At 45.0% G+C, this 15981-nt stretch carries 14 protein-coding genes; 8 read left to right on the top strand and 6 right to left on the bottom strand.

Going from position 1 to position 15981, the window contains the following annotated elements; genetic code table 11:
* Positions 1 to 143: 143 nt before the first annotated feature.
* From OQY15_RS20580 to OQY15_RS20570, 3 genes are read left to right on the top strand one after another with little or no spacing between them, the layout of a single operon-like run.
* Positions 144 to 1679 (top strand): GMC family oxidoreductase, encoded by a 1536-nt coding sequence (locus OQY15_RS20580; RefSeq protein ID WP_265793877.1) that lies wholly within the window; start codon positions 144 to 146, stop codon positions 1677 to 1679.
* Between the two features lies 1 nt (position 1680).
* Positions 1681 to 2664: a Gfo/Idh/MocA family oxidoreductase gene (locus tag OQY15_RS20575; RefSeq protein ID WP_265793875.1), complete on the top strand. Its 984-nt coding sequence runs from the start codon at positions 1681 to 1683 to the stop codon at positions 2662 to 2664.
* Positions 2665 to 2676: 12 nt separating this feature from the next.
* A complete protein-coding gene (locus tag OQY15_RS20570; protein ID WP_265793874.1) occupies positions 2677 to 3765 on the top strand; it encodes a fatty acid desaturase in 1089 nt (362 codons plus the stop codon).
* Here the strand turns inward: OQY15_RS20570 and OQY15_RS20565 are convergent.
* Entirely contained in the window at positions 3713 to 4477 is a 765-nt protein-coding gene (locus OQY15_RS20565) for a LytTR family DNA-binding domain-containing protein (protein ID WP_265793873.1), read from the bottom strand. The two genes, OQY15_RS20570 and OQY15_RS20565, sit on opposite strands and share 53 nt — an antisense overlap.
* Entirely contained in the window at positions 4474 to 5490 is a 1017-nt protein-coding gene (locus tag OQY15_RS20560) for a histidine kinase (protein ID WP_265793871.1), read from the bottom strand. The genes OQY15_RS20565 and OQY15_RS20560 overlap by 4 nt, the downstream gene beginning before the upstream one ends.
* 250 nt (positions 5491 to 5740) lie before the next feature.
* Between OQY15_RS20560 and OQY15_RS20555 the strand changes: the two genes are divergently transcribed.
* A complete protein-coding gene (locus OQY15_RS20555; RefSeq protein ID WP_265793870.1) occupies positions 5741 to 6898 on the top strand; it encodes a flippase-like domain-containing protein in 1158 nt (385 codons plus the stop codon).
* 4 nt (positions 6899 to 6902) lie between these two features.
* Here OQY15_RS20555 and OQY15_RS20550 read toward each other — a convergent pair whose 3' ends face one another.
* Together OQY15_RS20550 and OQY15_RS20545 are read right to left on the bottom strand one after the other, a co-directional pair.
* A complete protein-coding gene (locus tag OQY15_RS20550) occupies positions 6903 to 7823 on the bottom strand; it encodes a helix-turn-helix transcriptional regulator (protein WP_322973399.1) in 921 nt (306 codons plus the stop codon).
* 103 nt (positions 7824 to 7926) lie between these two features.
* On the bottom strand, positions 7927 to 9060 hold the full coding sequence (locus OQY15_RS20545; RefSeq protein WP_265793868.1) for an alkene reductase: 1134 nt from the start codon (positions 9058 to 9060) through the stop codon (positions 7927 to 7929).
* An 84-nt stretch (positions 9061 to 9144) separates the two neighbouring features.
* Between OQY15_RS20545 and OQY15_RS20540 the strand changes: the two genes are divergently transcribed.
* The 3 genes from OQY15_RS20540 (at position 9145) to OQY15_RS20530 (ending at position 12143) form a co-directional block, all read left to right on the top strand.
* Positions 9145 to 9615 (top strand): helix-turn-helix domain-containing protein, encoded by a 471-nt coding sequence (locus tag OQY15_RS20540; RefSeq protein WP_265793866.1) that lies wholly within the window; start codon positions 9145 to 9147, stop codon positions 9613 to 9615.
* A gap of 88 nt (positions 9616 to 9703) precedes the next feature.
* Positions 9704 to 11659, top strand: a complete 1956-nt coding sequence (locus OQY15_RS20535) for a hypothetical protein (RefSeq protein ID WP_265793865.1) — start codon at positions 9704 to 9706, stop codon at positions 11657 to 11659.
* Between the two features lie 196 nt (positions 11660 to 11855).
* A complete protein-coding gene (locus tag OQY15_RS20530) occupies positions 11856 to 12143 on the top strand; it encodes a hypothetical protein (RefSeq protein ID WP_265793864.1) in 288 nt (95 codons plus the stop codon).
* A 36-nt stretch (positions 12144 to 12179) separates the two neighbouring features.
* Here the strand turns inward: OQY15_RS20530 and OQY15_RS20525 are convergent, their stop codons facing one another.
* Entirely contained in the window at positions 12180 to 12986 is an 807-nt protein-coding gene (locus OQY15_RS20525) for an SDR family oxidoreductase (protein ID WP_265793863.1), read from the bottom strand.
* Between the two features lie 12 nt (positions 12987 to 12998).
* The gene (locus tag OQY15_RS20520; protein ID WP_265793862.1) at positions 12999 to 13847 is read right to left on the bottom strand and encodes a sialate O-acetylesterase; all 849 of its coding nucleotides are present in this window, start codon (positions 13845 to 13847) and stop codon (positions 12999 to 13001) included.
* Between the two features lie 97 nt (positions 13848 to 13944).
* Here OQY15_RS20520 and OQY15_RS20515 point away from each other — a divergent pair, with 97 nt between their 5' ends.
* Positions 13945 to 15942, top strand: coding sequence for an ATP-binding protein (locus OQY15_RS20515; protein ID WP_265793861.1), 1998 nt, complete (start codon positions 13945 to 13947; stop codon positions 15940 to 15942).
* Positions 15943 to 15981 lie beyond the last annotated feature (39 nt).

Raw genomic sequence — 15981 nt, 5'->3', positions numbered from 1 at the left:
TACTAGAACAATCCCGCGGCTTGAAGGTTTTTGGCATGTCTTAATGTGATGCCCGTTTTAGCGGCTTATTTGCCCGCCTCCTGTCCATTTTCAGTTCAAGCCTTGAGAAATCCCGCTTCATTTGAGCCACAAAAAGGAACAAGATGGATAGCTACGATGCGATTGTAATTGGAAGTGGCTTTGGTGGTTCTATGGCTGCCAGGCCGCTGGTTGATGCGGGAATGAAAGTACTGATGCTGGAACGGGGCGACTGGGTAAACCGCAGTGCCGAAGAAAACTGGGGCCCAAATGGTTCTATCGAACTTTCCCCATTCTACGACAAATCCTCTCTTCTGCATGTCCCTGTTGGTGGGAATAAACCCACAATGGGCCTGTATTCCTGTGTAGGCGGCCCCTCGGTTTTTTACGGGGGAGTATCTTTTCGCTTTCGCGAGGCCGACTTTGAGAAGAACGAACAGATTGAAGGTAAAGACGCACAAGGCTGGCCCATCAGCTATAACGACCTGGAGAGATATTATACGAAAGCCGAGGGCATCCTGAATATTTCTGGTGAAAGGGGTGTTGATCCAACCGAGCCAAGGGATAGCGCGCCGCTGCCGCAACAGATATCGCCATTGGCTAACATATCACACCGGGTAAAATCCAGTGCACAAAAATTAGGGCTGAACCCCTTCCAGCTGCCCCTGGCGATCAACTATGAAGATACGAGTCGCCAAACCTGTCTCAGTTGCAAAACCTGCGACACCTTCGCCTGTGCGGTAGGTGCGAAGAATGATCTGGCTACCACTCTGATCCCAGGGCTGATGTCAAAGGGCATGACATTACTGCCAAATATGGTGGTTACACAATTAAACACCAGGAACGGCCGCATCATCAGTGTCGACTGCATTTCAAAAATCACCAGACAACAGCATACTTTCAAAGCCGGTAAGTTTATCCTGGCTGCAGGTTCATTGGGCAGCGCGCATATCCTCTTATCATCAGGTCTGCAGCAGTTTAATCCCGGAGGACATGTGGTGGGCCGCTATCTCATGCGCCATCTGAATGCGATCATCTTCGGGATTTTTCCGGGTATAGCAGATAAACAGGGTCGTTTTCATAAGCAACTGGCGATACTGGACTATTACTTCGGCCACCCGAAGGTACCGGAATTTAATAAACTGGGGAGCTTGCAGCAAATGCCGACGCCACCTGCCAGTGTGGTTGAAAACGAATTGAAGGGTGTGCTGGGAAAAGTGCTGAGTCCGGCAGTGAAGTTGCTGAGTGGCCTGCTGGCTATTGTTGAAGACCAACCGCAATATAACAATGCGCTTACCATCGATACAGCTTTCCCGGATGAGTTTGGCTTGCCCCGGGTAATGATCAACCACACTTACAGCGACAGAGATAAAGCGGCCATGAAGGTTTTGACCGGGGAGGCGAAGAAGATCATGAAGGGCGCCGGTGCACTGACGCACTATACGCATGGGATCCGAACTTTTTCTCATGCTGTGGGTACGGTGCGCATGGGTGCAAATGAGAAAACCTCAGCGCTCGACGAAAGCTGCCGTTTCAGAGGAATTGATAACCTGTTTGTCACCGATGGCAGTGTTATGCCCACCTCTGCAGCATTAAATCCAAGCCTCACCATTGCAGCAAATGCACTGCGTGTAGGCGAACTGATCAGCAAATTAAATTGATATGTCGACATATAAAAAGATAGAAGGCCGGATGAGGATCGTATTTCTCGGTTGCGGGGCAATCGCGGGCCAGCATGCGAAACGGCTAAGCAGATTGGCAGGAGTAGATTTATTTTTTGCCAGTCGCGATGAAAGTAAGGCTCACAGCTATTCAGTTAAATACAAAGGCAAGGGCATATTCTCTTCGTATACCGCAGCGATTCAATCGCCTAACATTGATGTGGTCTTTATCTGCACCCCGCCGGATAGCCACCTTGCCTTATCCATTGCAGCGATGACCGCAGGTAAACATGTGATCTGTGAGAAGCCAGCGTTTTTCCATGCTGCAGATTTTGATATCATTGATCAGCTCCGTCAGGAAAAGGGTGTACAGCTGTTTATAGCAGAAAACTACTTTTATAAACCTGCACTCAGAAAACTGCGCGAAGTTTTGGCTGCAAACATCATTGGAGATATCAAGTTTCTGTTCATCAATGCCACCAAAACCCAGCATGTGGATAACTGGCGTTTGGACACAGAGACAGCAGGCGGAGGCGCTTTATTTGAAGGTGGCATTCACTGGATCAACTATATCTCGAACCTGGGCTTAACGCTACAATCAGTAACTGGTTTTCAGCCCTCAAAGAATAGCTCTCCCGAACGCAGTATGCAGGTTGTAGCAACTTATGCAGAAGGGGCTGTAGGCACCTTATTGTATTCCTGGGAAGTGAATACAGTGTTCAAAGGCTTGCGTATTTCCCGCATATTCGGCACCAAAGGTTCAATCCTTTTTGAATCCAACGGCCTTTACATATTTGTGCGCGGTAAGAAATGGAGGCTATTACTTCCAGGCATTGCCGATATCAGCGGTGCAAAAGGCATGCTTACCGATTTCATGCATGCCCTGAGAACTGGCGAAGATGCAGCATTTAACCTTCCAATGGCCAGGCGCGATCTGGAGTTCGTAGAGCAGGCTTACCATACAAGCGCTATCCATACAAAATAATTCATTTTTACCATGCAACACACACCCAGTAACCTGACTGATCCTGGCTTCATAAAGCCTCAAAAGTATAATCGATTGGATAAATTCTTTCTGCGCCTGATTCGCGATGAAAGGGATTTGCCTTTTATATATTTCTCATTCAATATCATTTTCTTCCTGATACCTTATGCTTTGATACTGTTCAGCAATCTGTTGACTGGCTGGTACTGGCTGGCGGCAGCAGTGATTTATATGGTTATCAATGCAGCTTTGTTCATTGGCCGCTTTGCGCTGATGTTTCATTCCACCGCTCACCGGACGTTATTTAAGAAGCAGTACAATTATCTGAACTACGTACTCCCCTATGTGGTGGCTCCCTTTTTCGGGCATATGGCCGATACTTATTATGCACATCATATCGGGATGCACCATGCCGAAAATAATCTGGAAGAAGACGAAAGTTCTACCATGTCTTACCAGCGGGATTCTCTCCGAAGCTTTCTGTTATACCTGTTCATGTTTATGATCAGGGGGATCTACGACCTGGCTGCCTACTTCAAAAGAAAGAACAGGAAAAAACTGATGTACAGCGCAGTACGTGGAGAGATACTTTTCATCATTTTCTGTATCATATTGTCTTGCTTTAACTGGCCCACGACCTTCTGCGTGTTTATTTTCACCTATTTCTTTTACCGTCTGATCGCTATGCTCGGAAACTGGGCACAACATGCTTTTATAGATCCCGGGGATCCTGGAAATGCCTATAAAAACAGCATGACTTGCATCAACAGCCGGTACAACTGGCAATGCTGGAACGATGGATACCATATCTCCCACCATCTGAAACCAACGATGCACTGGACGGAACATCCTGCTTATTTCGAAAAGACGATCGACAAATATATAAACCACAATGCCGTTGTCTTTAGCAAGATAGACATCATGATGGTTGCGGTGCTTTTGCTGGCAAAGCGTTACGATGTTCTGGCCCGGAACTTTGTAAACATCGGGAACAGATTTAGTTCAGAAGAAGAGGTCATAACATTCTTAAAAGAAAGAACCGCTAAGATCAGGATGAACTTTCAAGCCAGCGTAGAAAATCAGATGCATTTGCCTTACTGATCACTACTGTATCCGGTGTTTTCACAGAAAGTTTAGCAATAAGCTTTCGTGAGAAAAACCGTTCTATATTGGTGATCGCATGTCTATTGATCATGAACTGACGGTTGGCACGATAGAATATATCCGGATCAAGAATCCGCTCCAGCTCGTCCATTGATGAAGTCATAAAATACTGGTGATTTTTTGTTGTTCCTATCTGTATGACAGCATTCTCCAGGAACAGGTAGGCAATGTCATTGACGGGCAGGGGAATGATGTTTTCACGTTGTTCCACGAGAATAGTCTTCTTGTAGCTATACTTTAGTTGCTCACCGAGTTGCTGAACCGAACGTGTGGCAGCAAGGGGTTCAAAAGCAGATTTGAGTGCCTGATATTTATCCAGTGCTTTGGCTACGGATTGTTCTGTAATCGGCTTTAGTAAATAGCTGAGTGCACTGGTCTCGAACGCCTCGAGCATATATTCATCATAGGCGGTGCAGAAAATGATGGGCTTAACCAGGGGGACTTCCCTGTAAATTTCGAAACACATGCCATCCGCAAGTTGAATATCAGAAAAAATCAGGTCAGGCAAATTGTTCCCTTTCAGGAATTTGATGCTGGCCTCTACAGAATCAAGGATTGCCAATACATTTATAGAAGCATCGAGGTTAAGCAATATCTTCTCCAGCTCTTTTGCAGCATTGATTTCGTCTTCTATAATTAAAATTTTCATATCTGTATCGGCAGCTTAACGGTAAATAAGGTTGGATTTTTTTCGATTAAAATATTCTGGGAAAATAACAGCTGATAGCGGTTCATGATATTGCCCAGTCCCACTCCGGTAGAATAATGCTGAGCTTGTTTAGGGCAAAAGCTATTACATATAATGATATATGCCGGATCATTATATATCCTTATTTTTAATGGCTTGGCACTGATGGCTACATTGTGTTTAATGGCGTTTTCAAGTAAAAGTTGCAAGGTAAGCGGTGGAATTTTACTTTGCATGATGCTATCTTCGACATCAATACTGATGTCTACAGCATCTCCCATCCGGCTCTTGATGATGTACAGGTAAGACCTGATGAAGCTAAGTTCATTGTCCAGTGGAACGAGGTTCAGTTTATTATGAACCAGCATATACCTGTATACTGAAGCCAGCTCAGAAACATATTCTTTGACCCGCTGATCTTCTGTAATTGCGCTTAAGGTATTGAGGGTGTTAAACAGAAAGTGAGGACTCATCTGTTCCTTCAGGTTAGACAGGCTGGCTTCAAGCTGCGTTTGTTTGAGTTTCTCTATTTCTAAACTGCGCTTCTGGCTTTCATTGAGTAACTGCAGATAAAAAACGATGAAGAATTGTACGGCACTGACCAGTAAACACCTGAATATGATCAGATACCAGTTCAGATCTTCTTTGGGTATGGAAAACGATGGGCTCTTTACAAAAAAACTGAAAATAAAATCGACCGAAACGGAAACAAAAAAGATTGTTAAAGCCACGGCTATGATCTTGAAAAGGTATGCTACGAACCTCAATTGAGTGGCCGCTACTGCGAATTTCCTGTTCAGCCAGATATGAAGAAAAAAGGAAAGCATCCCCGCAGTGAAGGTATATCTGACGGTACGGGCAGCTACAAAAAGACCGCCCGAATTGATATCATCTCCGGTTAAACGGATGGGTACAACCGCAAGGCCTATAGCCAGGGAAATGATAACGCCAAGTATGAGATATTGCTTCGACATGTCACAAAGTTAGCAATTAGTGATCCGTTACGTTCCAAAATACGTCTGAAGCGGGCAATTTAGCCGTTAAGATGATTGAATTGAAAATTAACAGTTCTACAGGTCTTTCTCCTTCTGCCTCTGCTCTGAAGTTGCGGCCCGTTTGAGCGCTGCATTTGCCCGCCTCCCGTTCATTTTTGCATCAGGTTTTTCTTCTTGTAGGTTCTTTTGCATCAGCAATTAATTGATTCAGGACTCATCATTACAAGATATGTTAGTAGAAGAAAAAGCGGAAATAGCAGAGGATTCAATCGCGATCAGCGAACTCATTACAAAGAAAGAGACTCATACGCAAATGTTTAATAGAAAAACGATCCTCAAAGGAGCGATCTGGCTGGGCTTGCTGACAATAGCTTCTGTAGCAGCAGTTTTCTTTTATTCCCATACGGGCGATACCATCAAAGCCCTGGGCAGTATCAAGTTCAAGTATATACTGATCTGTTTTGTGATGGTCTTTATCGACCTGATCCTGGGCGGCTGGCGTAACCATATCCTGATACGAAAGCTGAAGCCGGGCTTATCACAATGGGTAAGTTTTAAGGCCAACACGGCCAATATGTTTATGGGAGCCATCACCCCTTTTCACAGTGGTGCAAGTCCTGCCCAGTTGTATGTATACAATCGTCATGGAGTGAAGGTTCTCAACGGATTTATTGTGAGTCTGATTACCATGGGTGCGACCTTGCTGTTTATGCCCCTCGCCGGCTTGCTGGCGATTTGGGCAATGAATAATCAGCTGGAAAGTGGGCTGATCCTCGTTTTGCTGAAGTACGGTTTCGGCGTATTTTTCACCTTTCTGCTGGCATTTATGCTTGCCTTCTGGAAACCTTTATGGATTGGGTCCCTTTTGATGAAAATTACCGGATTGATCAGCCGTATGTGGCCTGCCAGAAGAAATCGTATAGAGAAATGGGCCGACAGGTCTTACATGAACATTCTGAATTATCAGCGCATCTGTAAAAAGTTATTAAATGATCATCCTCTTTTGTTTCCGCTGAGTCTTTTGATCACTGTGCTGCTGTACCTGAATAAATACTGTATGCAATATGTAATCCTGCTGGGACTTGGTGTGCATGCTGATCTGCTCCAGGTGATCAGCATCCAGATTCTCATCCAGTTTATGATCTATTTTGCACCAAGTCCGGGTGGTAGCGGATTTGCTGAAGCTGGTATCGCGATGTTGTTTTCACAAATTGTTCCTACGGCCATACTCCCAGTCTTTACCTTATTGCAGCGGTCTTTTCTGATGTTGTTTCCGGCAATGATCGGTGCTTTTGTGGTACTGAAACTGCTTAAGAGTCATGCCGGGGCGGTTGGCGGGCCTGATCCTTCCCGCCCTGCTGACCGTGCTCATCGCATCGCAAAATGATGTACTAATTCAGATTCCGATATTCATTGGGTGTACAACCCACATGCTGTTTAAATGAGCGGGTGAAATGCTGTGGGTATTTATAACCTAACTGATAGGCGATCTCACTGACAGATTTGGATCTGTCAAATACCATCTCTTTTGCGGTGTCCATGATTTTCAGCTGTATGTACTCTTGTGCAGATTTGCCGGTTTCCTTTTTAATCAGGTCGCCAAAGTAATTTGCTGATAAGTTCAGCTGGTCTGCACAGTAGGCAACGGAGGGGAGACCGATTAATGCAGGTTTATCGGAGCTGAAGTAACCGTTAAGCAGTTCCTCAAACTTCTGCAGCACTCCCTTGTTGGCGTTTTCTCTGGTAATAAACTGACGGTCGTAAAAACGGATGCAGTAATTCAGCAGCAGTTCGATATTACTGACGATGAGCATTTTGCTATGCTTATCGATACCACGCTGAAGTTCATAGGCTATCTTTTCATAACAATCAAAGATGATCTTGCGCTCGACTTCTGATAAGTGCAGTGCTTCATGTACCTCATACGAAAAGAAATTGTAGCTGGCGATCTGCCGACCCAGCGAGCTGCCCTTGAGCAGATCAGGGTGGAATACGAGGGCCTTGCCTTTTGGTTGGTACATTTCACCGTTATTTTCTACACCTATCACCTGCCCGGGCCCAACGAAGACCATTGTGCCCTCCTCGTAATCGTAATAGTTGCATCCATAATGTAGGTCTCCACATTTGATCTCTTTAAGAAAAACGGCGTAAAAGCCATAGTAACTTTTGCGGTTTTCCCTGGGATCAGCTTTGGACAGATCCACCAGGTTAATTAATGGGTGTAATGTTTCATTGTTATTAAGCGCACTATACTGCCCCACGGTATCAATCATCAATACATTTTCCATATCCTCGGTATTAATCTTATTCAAAGATAAGTGATATGTAATTTGTTTTGCAGTGTGACACTCTGAACCAGTAATAATGGTAGCTGATCCAGTAATAGGTGTAAGGAGCAGGATGGAAAAAAAGGGATTAATATTCGGAAAAAGATTCGCTTTTATAGTTCGCATACGGATAATCCGTATACCCCTTTTCGCCACCGGCATAATACGTATTCTGATCGCTTTCTGCCAGGGGCAAACCATATGTAAAACGTTCTGCAAGATCAGGATTAGCAATAAATGGCGCACCAAAAGAAACCAGATCGGCCTTGCCTTCTTCCAGAATGGCATTGCCACTCAGCTGCGTAAAGCCGAAGTTGGCCATCAGGCGGCCACTATAGTTGTTACGGAAATGGCTGAAGTAATCGTCCTGCATCACCTCTACCGCGGTGCCGGTTAAATCTTCTGCCGGGGCAACAATATGCAGATAAGCCAGATTATAGTCACTGAGCTTCTTCAGGATATACTTAAAAGTTGGAATCGTCTCCTCATCGGGCTTCATGATCCCCACATGGCTGAGTGCTACCGGAGTAAACTTAATCGCTACACGAGTGCTGCCCCAAACCCCGATGACCGCATCCAGGATCTCAAATACAATACGCGCACGATTTTCAATGCTCCCCCCGTATGCGTCACTGCGCTGGTTTGTTGCGGCACTCAGAAACTGTGGGATCAGCATCCCTGCCTGTGCGTGGATCTCTACCCCATCGAAACCTGCATCCTTCGCATTTTTCGCTGCCTGCTGATAATCCTGAATCGTTTGTTTGATCTCAGCTACGCTGAACTCGCGTGGTACTAATGTATCTTTAAAGCCTTCAGGAGTAAAGGACTGCGTCTGAGGGTTAATTGCCGAAGGACCGGCAGGCAGTTCGCCATTGAGCAGATCCGGGTGGGTTGCCGAGCCGATATGCCCTAACTGGGAGAAGATCAGACCTCCCTTATTATGCACGGCTGTGGTCACCAGTTTCCATCCCTCCACCTGCTCCTGCGTGTAGATGCCCGGAACGTTGATAAAACCGATGGATTTTGAATTGACCCATGTACCTTCACTTAAGATCAGACCTGCTGAGGCACGCTGTGCATAGTATTCGGCCATAAGCAGTGTAGGTACCAGCCCCGGGTTGTCGGCACGGCCGCGGGTAAGTGAGGCCATCACCACCCTGTTTTTCAATTTTAAATCATCTATCTGGTATTCCTGCAGGAGGAGTTGTGCTGAGTTTTTCATTATTTTTTTTTAACAAAGCTCGGGTATGGCCAGCAGGGGCACAATATGGGGGAAACTTATGGCCCGGGGATAAATTTATCCCCTATGTCCAATTCGTATACAATGCCTATTTTTGTATCAGGAACAGAGCTTATGTACGAAAGAAAGATCCCCCTGACGATAGATTGCGGACTTCACCTGACGAGGGAAGTGCTGAATGGCAAATGGAAGCCAGCGCTGCTGAATGCTTTGTCTATGGACATCAAGCGCCCCAGCGAAATCTTAAGACTGATGCCCGATGCCAGCCGCCGGGTGCTCAACGTACAGCTTAAAGAACTGGAGAACCATGGGATCATCGAAAAGAAGATTTATCCTCAGTTGCCGCCAAAGGTTGAATATTCTTTAACAGAAGTGGGCTGGTCGTTGATGCCGATTATTGATGCCATGAATGTATGGGGTGATGCTAACCGTAACTTCCTGGAAGAGGTGATAAAGCAAGACCCGAAGATTGTGCAAACATCAAAGTCAGTCTGTCAGAATTTACAGCAGTTGGTGGTCGACAGAAAAATCGGCTAGGTTGTTAGCTTAAAGTCAGCATTTTATCTGCTATTTGTTCTCAATTTAGTATTTTAGGGAATCCCGGGAACGATTTTAGTCTGAATATATGCTCAATAAGCTGAAGCTGCTACTTTTATTGCTCTTTCCATTTCAATTCCTTGCGCAGGCTGCCGCAGCACCAGACTATGCGAATGTGAATGATACCACCAAAACCTATCCAAAAAGCCCGGGTATACTGTTCGCACATTTTGATAAAAACATCTACTCTACAAATGAGATGGTTTGGTGTACCGCTTATCTCAGCAATCATAACCAGGAAAAGGTCAGCACTGATTTCATCCAGGCCCTTCTGATTGATGATCAGCGTCGTATTGTACTGAAACAAAAGATTGCTATGAACGGCGGTATTGCTTCGGGAAATATGATCCTCCCGGATTCTTTGATCACAGGCAGATATAGATTCATACTTTATACAAACACCTTGTTGAATGGCGAACCTTATGCTTTATTTGCACAAACAATACTAATCAAGGGCTCTGATCCACTTCTTGCAGCGGCATCTGGTACGGCAAAGGTTATAGAGCGAAGTAACACGCAACATCCGGCGCAGCCTGATCATGAAACAAGCCTTCCGGAAGGTAAACCGGTCATCACGATCAGAAAAGCAGTCACAGAGGATACGCTTGAAGTTGCTGTAAAGAACGAACGCTTAGCTAAGTTTCATGTGATCGTGCACAATCAGGAGGAGGTATTTTTCGACCTTCCAATTGTAGTTAACCAGCAGGAAAGGAAACTGAAGATTGCCCTGACAGATTTACCAAGGGGAATCGCCGGTATTGTTCTGCTCGACAGTGCCAGGAGACCCTCATCTAATAAACTCTTCTTCGCTCACTATCAACAGCAGAACAATCTAATTATCGGCTCTGCCGACAGCATCTTCAAAAAAAGACAGAAGGTAAAACTCAGTTTGAAACTTTCTGATTGGCTGGGAGCACCTGTACAGGGTAAAGTTTCAGTTTCATGCGTGCAGTCGAACAGAGTATCTCATTTACTGGCAAAGGATATTGAAACTTTTAGTGTTTGGGGAAATGCGCTGAATAACAACGGTGTAAAACACCTTCGGAATGATAAGGATAACCTTGAAAAGCAGTTACTGGCGAGCGACTGGAAGCAAAGGGGTTTGATAATATCATTGCTGAATGAGGATCCGGAAAGCATTCCCAGCACTAGGATATTGGATATTTCCGGAAGGGTAACCCGTTCAGGCAAGAGATTAAAAAAACCAGTTACCTTAATCATGATGAAGGACAGCATGGTAACCGCGATACCGACGGATTCTGCCGGACATTTCGTGTTATCCACGGAAGATTTACTGCAGGTATCACGTAAAGATCTTCGTTTAATGGTGAGTGGAAAATTTCCGCAGGACTATGAAATCAACATCGATGATCCTTATGAGAAGATCAATACAGCTCTTGCTGCCAGCACTGACGACCAGGAACAGTGGAATAATTTAACTCCTGAGGATGTGGATCTGGTAATTTCAGCTCCGGCACGCACCAATCAGCTGAAGGAAGTGAAAATTGTGAGCAGAAGGGATATGTCTTTCTACGGTACGAGGAAAACAGAAAACGCATGCGGCGATTATGTCTGCAAATATGGATTTCTCAATTGCCCGATGCATGGGGGTGATTATGAAAACAAACTACCTGTAAAAGGGATCCAGTATAAAATATATATGGCACAGAATGCAGATGGAACTGAAACATATGGGACTATGTTTTATGCCGGTTGCCAGCCGAAAGTTTATGAAAACTCAAAGATGATTAGCGGCATATATAAACCAGTGGATTTTATCCCAAAGAATTTCGCTACAGACAGCACTTCCATTCCGGAATTATCATCTACGCTGTTATGGGTAAATAATCTTGAAATCAACTCCTCCGGAACTGCGCAGCTCACCTTTTATACCAATGATCTGAAAGGTCGGTTTAAAATTGTTGTTCAGGGCTGGGCTGGCGACAATGTGGTTACCGGGGAAAAGTTCATTACTGTTGAATAAGAAGGTATGTTCAACCGTTAGACACTGTATTCAGTAAATGCAAAAAAAAAGCTATTCACACTCCTAAATGTTCTAAACCAAACATAAGACTAGCTAAGTCGTTATTTATCAGAGGATATCTGAGGCTAACATCACACTCTTGCAGTTCCGAAGATTCCTTTTACATTCCGAAATCCCGTTTATTTAGTAGCTGTCTATGGATAATAATAAGTTTGACAAGGATAAAGCCGAAGTGATTGATCATGCAAATGGTATCAACAAAAAACCGGAACATGAGCCGGACTGCTCAGGTGAGGAAGTACTGATTTATCAGCTTCCTGTTGAAGGAGATTCTTCAAAAGAAAAGATAAAAAACACAAACCTCAGGAGTAGATTTATAACTCTTTGTAAACCGGTAAAAGAGAGGCCAAGATCTTTTCTGGCAGGGTTTATCATTTTATTTACCATTCTCCTGCTTTACTTTCTTGCGAAACAAGACTGGTAGGATGATACAGGAAGAGGTAGCGTTACAAATCCCGGGTTAGCTACCCAGGATCTGTTTTCTGATTTCTTGCCTTGAAGCTTCAGCTCCGATTTCCAGTCGCCTGGCATAGGCAGCTTTTGCATCATCCGTAGCAATATACGTGATCTGATCCTTATCATCCGTGGCAGCTTCGTAAACCACCTCGGCAATCTTTTCTGGAGGTACCCCCTGCGACATCATACCTTCAGTCATCGCAAACAGTTTATCTTCCAGTTCTTTATATTCAGGGTGCAAGCTTTTCTCCAGTGAGCGGCCCAAAAAATCTGTTTGAACGGCTCCGGGTGCAACAGTCTTGATCCTGATGTTGTGCAGGCCAAGTTCATATGACATGCCCTCCGACCAGCCCTGGACACCAAACTTGGCGGCATGATAAATGGAATGCAAAGGAAAGGCAAGCAGTCCGCCCATAGAGGTCGTACTGATAAAAACACCGCTTTTTCTTTCGCGGAAATGCGGAATGAAAGCATGGGTAACCCTGATCACTCCCAGCAGGTTGGTATTGAGTTCTTTCAGTATTTGCTCATCACTTAAGGATTCGAGGGCACCCATCAGCCCATATCCTGCATTGTTAAAGACAACATCAACAGGATGCAATTCAATCGCCTTAGCCACGGCAGATTCAATTTGCTTCAGGTCAGTCACATCCAGCGGCAGAAGGGTGACATTTTCGAGCTTCGTCAGCTCTGTTTCCTTATCTGGATTTCTCATGGTGGCAATTACATTCCAGCCTTTTTTCTGAAAAAATTTAGCTGTTGCTTTACCCATGCCTGTAGAGGCGCCGGTAATAAATATAGTTTTGTTCATGATTCTCAGTTTTTACTCATTATTAAGCGAATTTAAATATTTTTCAAAGTCCTTCAATGTAATGCTTCCGTCGGCGAAACTGATCTCGAGCAGGGCAATTCTCTCCTTTTTCGTCAGCGGCCTGTCCTCTATTTGCTTTACCAAATCATTTTCGTGTTCAAGAGGTTCCAGAATATTTTTCTTTTTAGAAAATGCTTCGAAATACCGCACACCGAACTTGCGTTGCGAGACAGCATCAAAATGAAGGCCATCCTGATTGGCGGTAAGTCCGGCGGAGCTCACAAAATAAACATTTTGATTTTCGTCTGCATACTTCTCCAGCGCCTGGTTGACCTGCTGGAACTCTGTGAAATACTGTCCGTATCTGCCACTGCTTAAAAAATCTCTAAGCCCACCGGCTATAAGAGGAATATCCGGTACGTTCAGTTCAGTGTGAAGGGTCTCTATTATATGGCTCAATTTCTCGCGATAGACGTTGGACAATCCTCCAAAACTGTCATTTTCTCCCTGATGCCATAGTATTCCGGTAAGGGTACTGATTCGCTGGGCAAACCTGGCCTGCGTTACGGCATTTTCAAAAAGAGCACCACCGACAGCCCAATCATCCAAACTGGAGCCTCCTTCGGCACATGGAATCAGGCCAATCTGGCTATCTTCATTGGCTAACCTCCAGGCGCCCGCGAATGTTGCTGCAAGTCCGATACCCGAAGTGGGGCGGTCTGGATTGATAGGTTCAGTCATTGTCTGCCAGCGGGCGTTGATCAGGACTTTGATCTCTTCATCATAAATTTCAGCGACATCCTCCAGATATCCACGTCCGGCCATGTTAGACTGGCCAAGCATTAAAAAGGATTTGATCATATTTTTGTCTTTGTTTAATTGTTTTTAAGTATCTCACTGCTTAAACGATTATTTGTTATTCTTTGTGTCATTCGAATACATATATTTGATCAATCATATGAATACGGACCCAAAATCCCAGCAGACACTTTTTAACGAGGATCTCGTCATCCAGGCCCTACAATCCTCGCCAGCGCCAACAGCTTTATATACTGATGAAGATATGATCATCCGTTTTGCCAATGATGGCATGTTAGCCCTCTGGGGTAAGGATATCTCGGTGATTGGTAAACCCTTGCTGGAGGCCGTTCCTGAACTTGAAGGACAATCCTTTCTATCTATTTTGCGGCAGGTATGGCATTCAGGAAAGACCTACTCGGTGAGCGACGCCCCGGCGGAGCTGATTAGAAGTGGGGTACGCAGCACGAACTATTATGATTACGAATACAAAGCATTACTGGACCAGCATGGCAAGACATGGTGTATTTTAAATACTGCACAGGATGTGACGCCAAGAAATAAATATTTATTAAGCATACAGCAAAAAGATTTAAGGGAACAGGCACATATCGAGGCCATGGCTTCTACTCTCGAAGAGCTGAGGGCAACCAATGAAGAACTGAGTGCTTCCCTGGATCTGCTGGCAGAAAGCCGGGAGCATGTACGGACAATCATTGAGCAGGCACCCGTTGGCATTGCCATGTTGCAGGGCCCGAAACATATTATTGAAATCGCCAATCCGGCAATTCTGAAGATCTGGGGCAGGAATAAGGTAGATGTAGAAGGCTTGTCGCATGAATCCGCCCGACCGGAAATGGCGGGACAACCAGTAAACAAATGGCTGACGGATGTTTTTGAAACTGGTCTGCCGAAGGTCAACAATGAGTTTCTCGTAAAACTGAATGACAATGGCCAACTACGCGAAGCGATTGTTAACTCTATTTATCAACCTGTTTTCTCATCACATAATGAGGTTACCGGCGTACTGGTGATCCTGGAGGAGATTACGGAACAGGTATTGGAACGCCGCAGGAACGAGAAAAATCAGCATATGCTGTCGATGGCTATCGATGCCGGCGGACTTGCAACATTCTACTATGAGCCCGAGACGGGTCTTTTTTCCGGCAATAACTTATTGAAAGAATGGTTTGGCCTGAGTCATGAAGAAAATGTAGACCTCTCTATCGCTCTCGCGGCGATCATTGATGAAGACCGGGAGCGGGTAGCTGCAGCTATAGTACAATCACTTGACAGCCAATCGGATGGGAACTACTCCATTGAGTATCGCATACAAGGTCCGGGACAACACAGTACCAGGCTGGTACAGGCACGTGGCAAGGTTTTTTATGATTCTACCCGGAAGATCACCAGTCTGAACGGTACGCTGAGAGACATTACGGAGCAGAAAAAAGATGAACAAAGGAAGGATGACTTTATCGCTATGGTGAGCCATGAGCTTAAAACACCACTGACCTCCCTGACTGCCTACCTGCAACTGCTGGAGCGTAAGGCTATTGCCGCTGAGAATACGCAGCAACAAAGTACGATTGAAAAATCTATCAAGCAGGTGCTTCGCATGAATGCGCTGATCAATGGATTTTTAAACATCTCGCGGCTTGATTCTGGCAGGATGTCTTTACAGAAATCTGATTTTGACCTGCAGGTCTTATTCCATGAACTGGAGGAGGAAATGACGGCAACCATCCATACACACCGGATTATCTTTGAATCGCCAGAGCCTCTGTCTATTCATGCCGACCGGGAAAAGATCTCACAGGTGATTCAAAATCTCGTAGGCAATGCCATGAAGTATTCACCGATGGGTACGGAGATTGTGATCAATTATTCTGCTCCCGGAGGAAAAGATGTAGCTATTTTTGTGAAAGACCAGGGCATGGGTATCGCCGAGGATGACCAGCAACAAATATTTGAACGCTTTTACAGAGTGGAGAGCAGCCAGGCCGGATCTATTGCAGGCTTTGGAATTGGCCTTTATCTATGCCGGGAAATCATTGAATTACACAAGGGTGTGATTAGCCTGGAGAGCAGCCTGGGTACCGGCACTACTTTCATAGTTGAACTGCCGCTGAAGATCAGTAATCTGGCATCATTCTAAATTACTAAATCGTCCTAAATGAGACACTTACATACTATG

The organism is Pedobacter sp. MC2016-15, from assembly GCF_026239695.1.
In the GTDB taxonomy this organism is placed as follows: domain Bacteria; phylum Bacteroidota; class Bacteroidia; order Sphingobacteriales; family Sphingobacteriaceae; genus Pedobacter.
The sequence above is the reverse complement of the archived record's forward strand: the minus strand, read 5'-3'. Positions and strand labels throughout refer to the sequence as shown.

Bases quoted from the DNA above. Each gene is read 5' to 3' on its own strand.
- OQY15_RS20530 (WP_265793864.1), top strand. From the start codon at position 11,856: ATGGATAATAATAAGTTTGACAAGGATAAAGCCGAAGTGATTGATCAT.
- OQY15_RS20575 (WP_265793875.1), top strand. From the start codon at position 1,681: ATGTCGACATATAAAAAGATAGAAGGCCGGATGAGGATCGTATTTCTC.
- OQY15_RS20540 (WP_265793866.1), top strand. From the start codon at position 9,145: ATGTCCAATTCGTATACAATGCCTATTTTTGTATCAGGAACAGAGCTT.
- OQY15_RS20580 (WP_265793877.1), top strand. From the start codon at position 144: ATGGATAGCTACGATGCGATTGTAATTGGAAGTGGCTTTGGTGGTTCT.
- OQY15_RS20545 (WP_265793868.1), bottom strand. From the start codon at position 9,060: ATGAAAAACTCAGCACAACTCCTCCTGCAGGAATACCAGATAGATGAT.
- OQY15_RS20525 (WP_265793863.1), bottom strand. From the start codon at position 12,986: ATGAACAAAACTATATTTATTACCGGCGCCTCTACAGGCATGGGTAAA.
- OQY15_RS20565 (WP_265793873.1), bottom strand. From the start codon at position 4,477: ATGAAAATTTTAATTATAGAAGACGAAATCAATGCTGCAAAAGAGCTG.
- OQY15_RS20520 (WP_265793862.1), bottom strand. From the start codon at position 13,847: ATGATCAAATCCTTTTTAATGCTTGGCCAGTCTAACATGGCCGGACGT.
- OQY15_RS20570 (WP_265793874.1), top strand. From the start codon at position 2,677: ATGCAACACACACCCAGTAACCTGACTGATCCTGGCTTCATAAAGCCT.
- OQY15_RS20535 (WP_265793865.1), top strand. From the start codon at position 9,704: ATGCTCAATAAGCTGAAGCTGCTACTTTTATTGCTCTTTCCATTTCAA.
- OQY15_RS20555 (WP_265793870.1), top strand. From the start codon at position 5,741: ATGTTAGTAGAAGAAAAAGCGGAAATAGCAGAGGATTCAATCGCGATC.
- OQY15_RS20515 (WP_265793861.1), top strand. From the start codon at position 13,945: ATGAATACGGACCCAAAATCCCAGCAGACACTTTTTAACGAGGATCTC.
- OQY15_RS20560 (WP_265793871.1), bottom strand. From the start codon at position 5,490: ATGTCGAAGCAATATCTCATACTTGGCGTTATCATTTCCCTGGCTATA.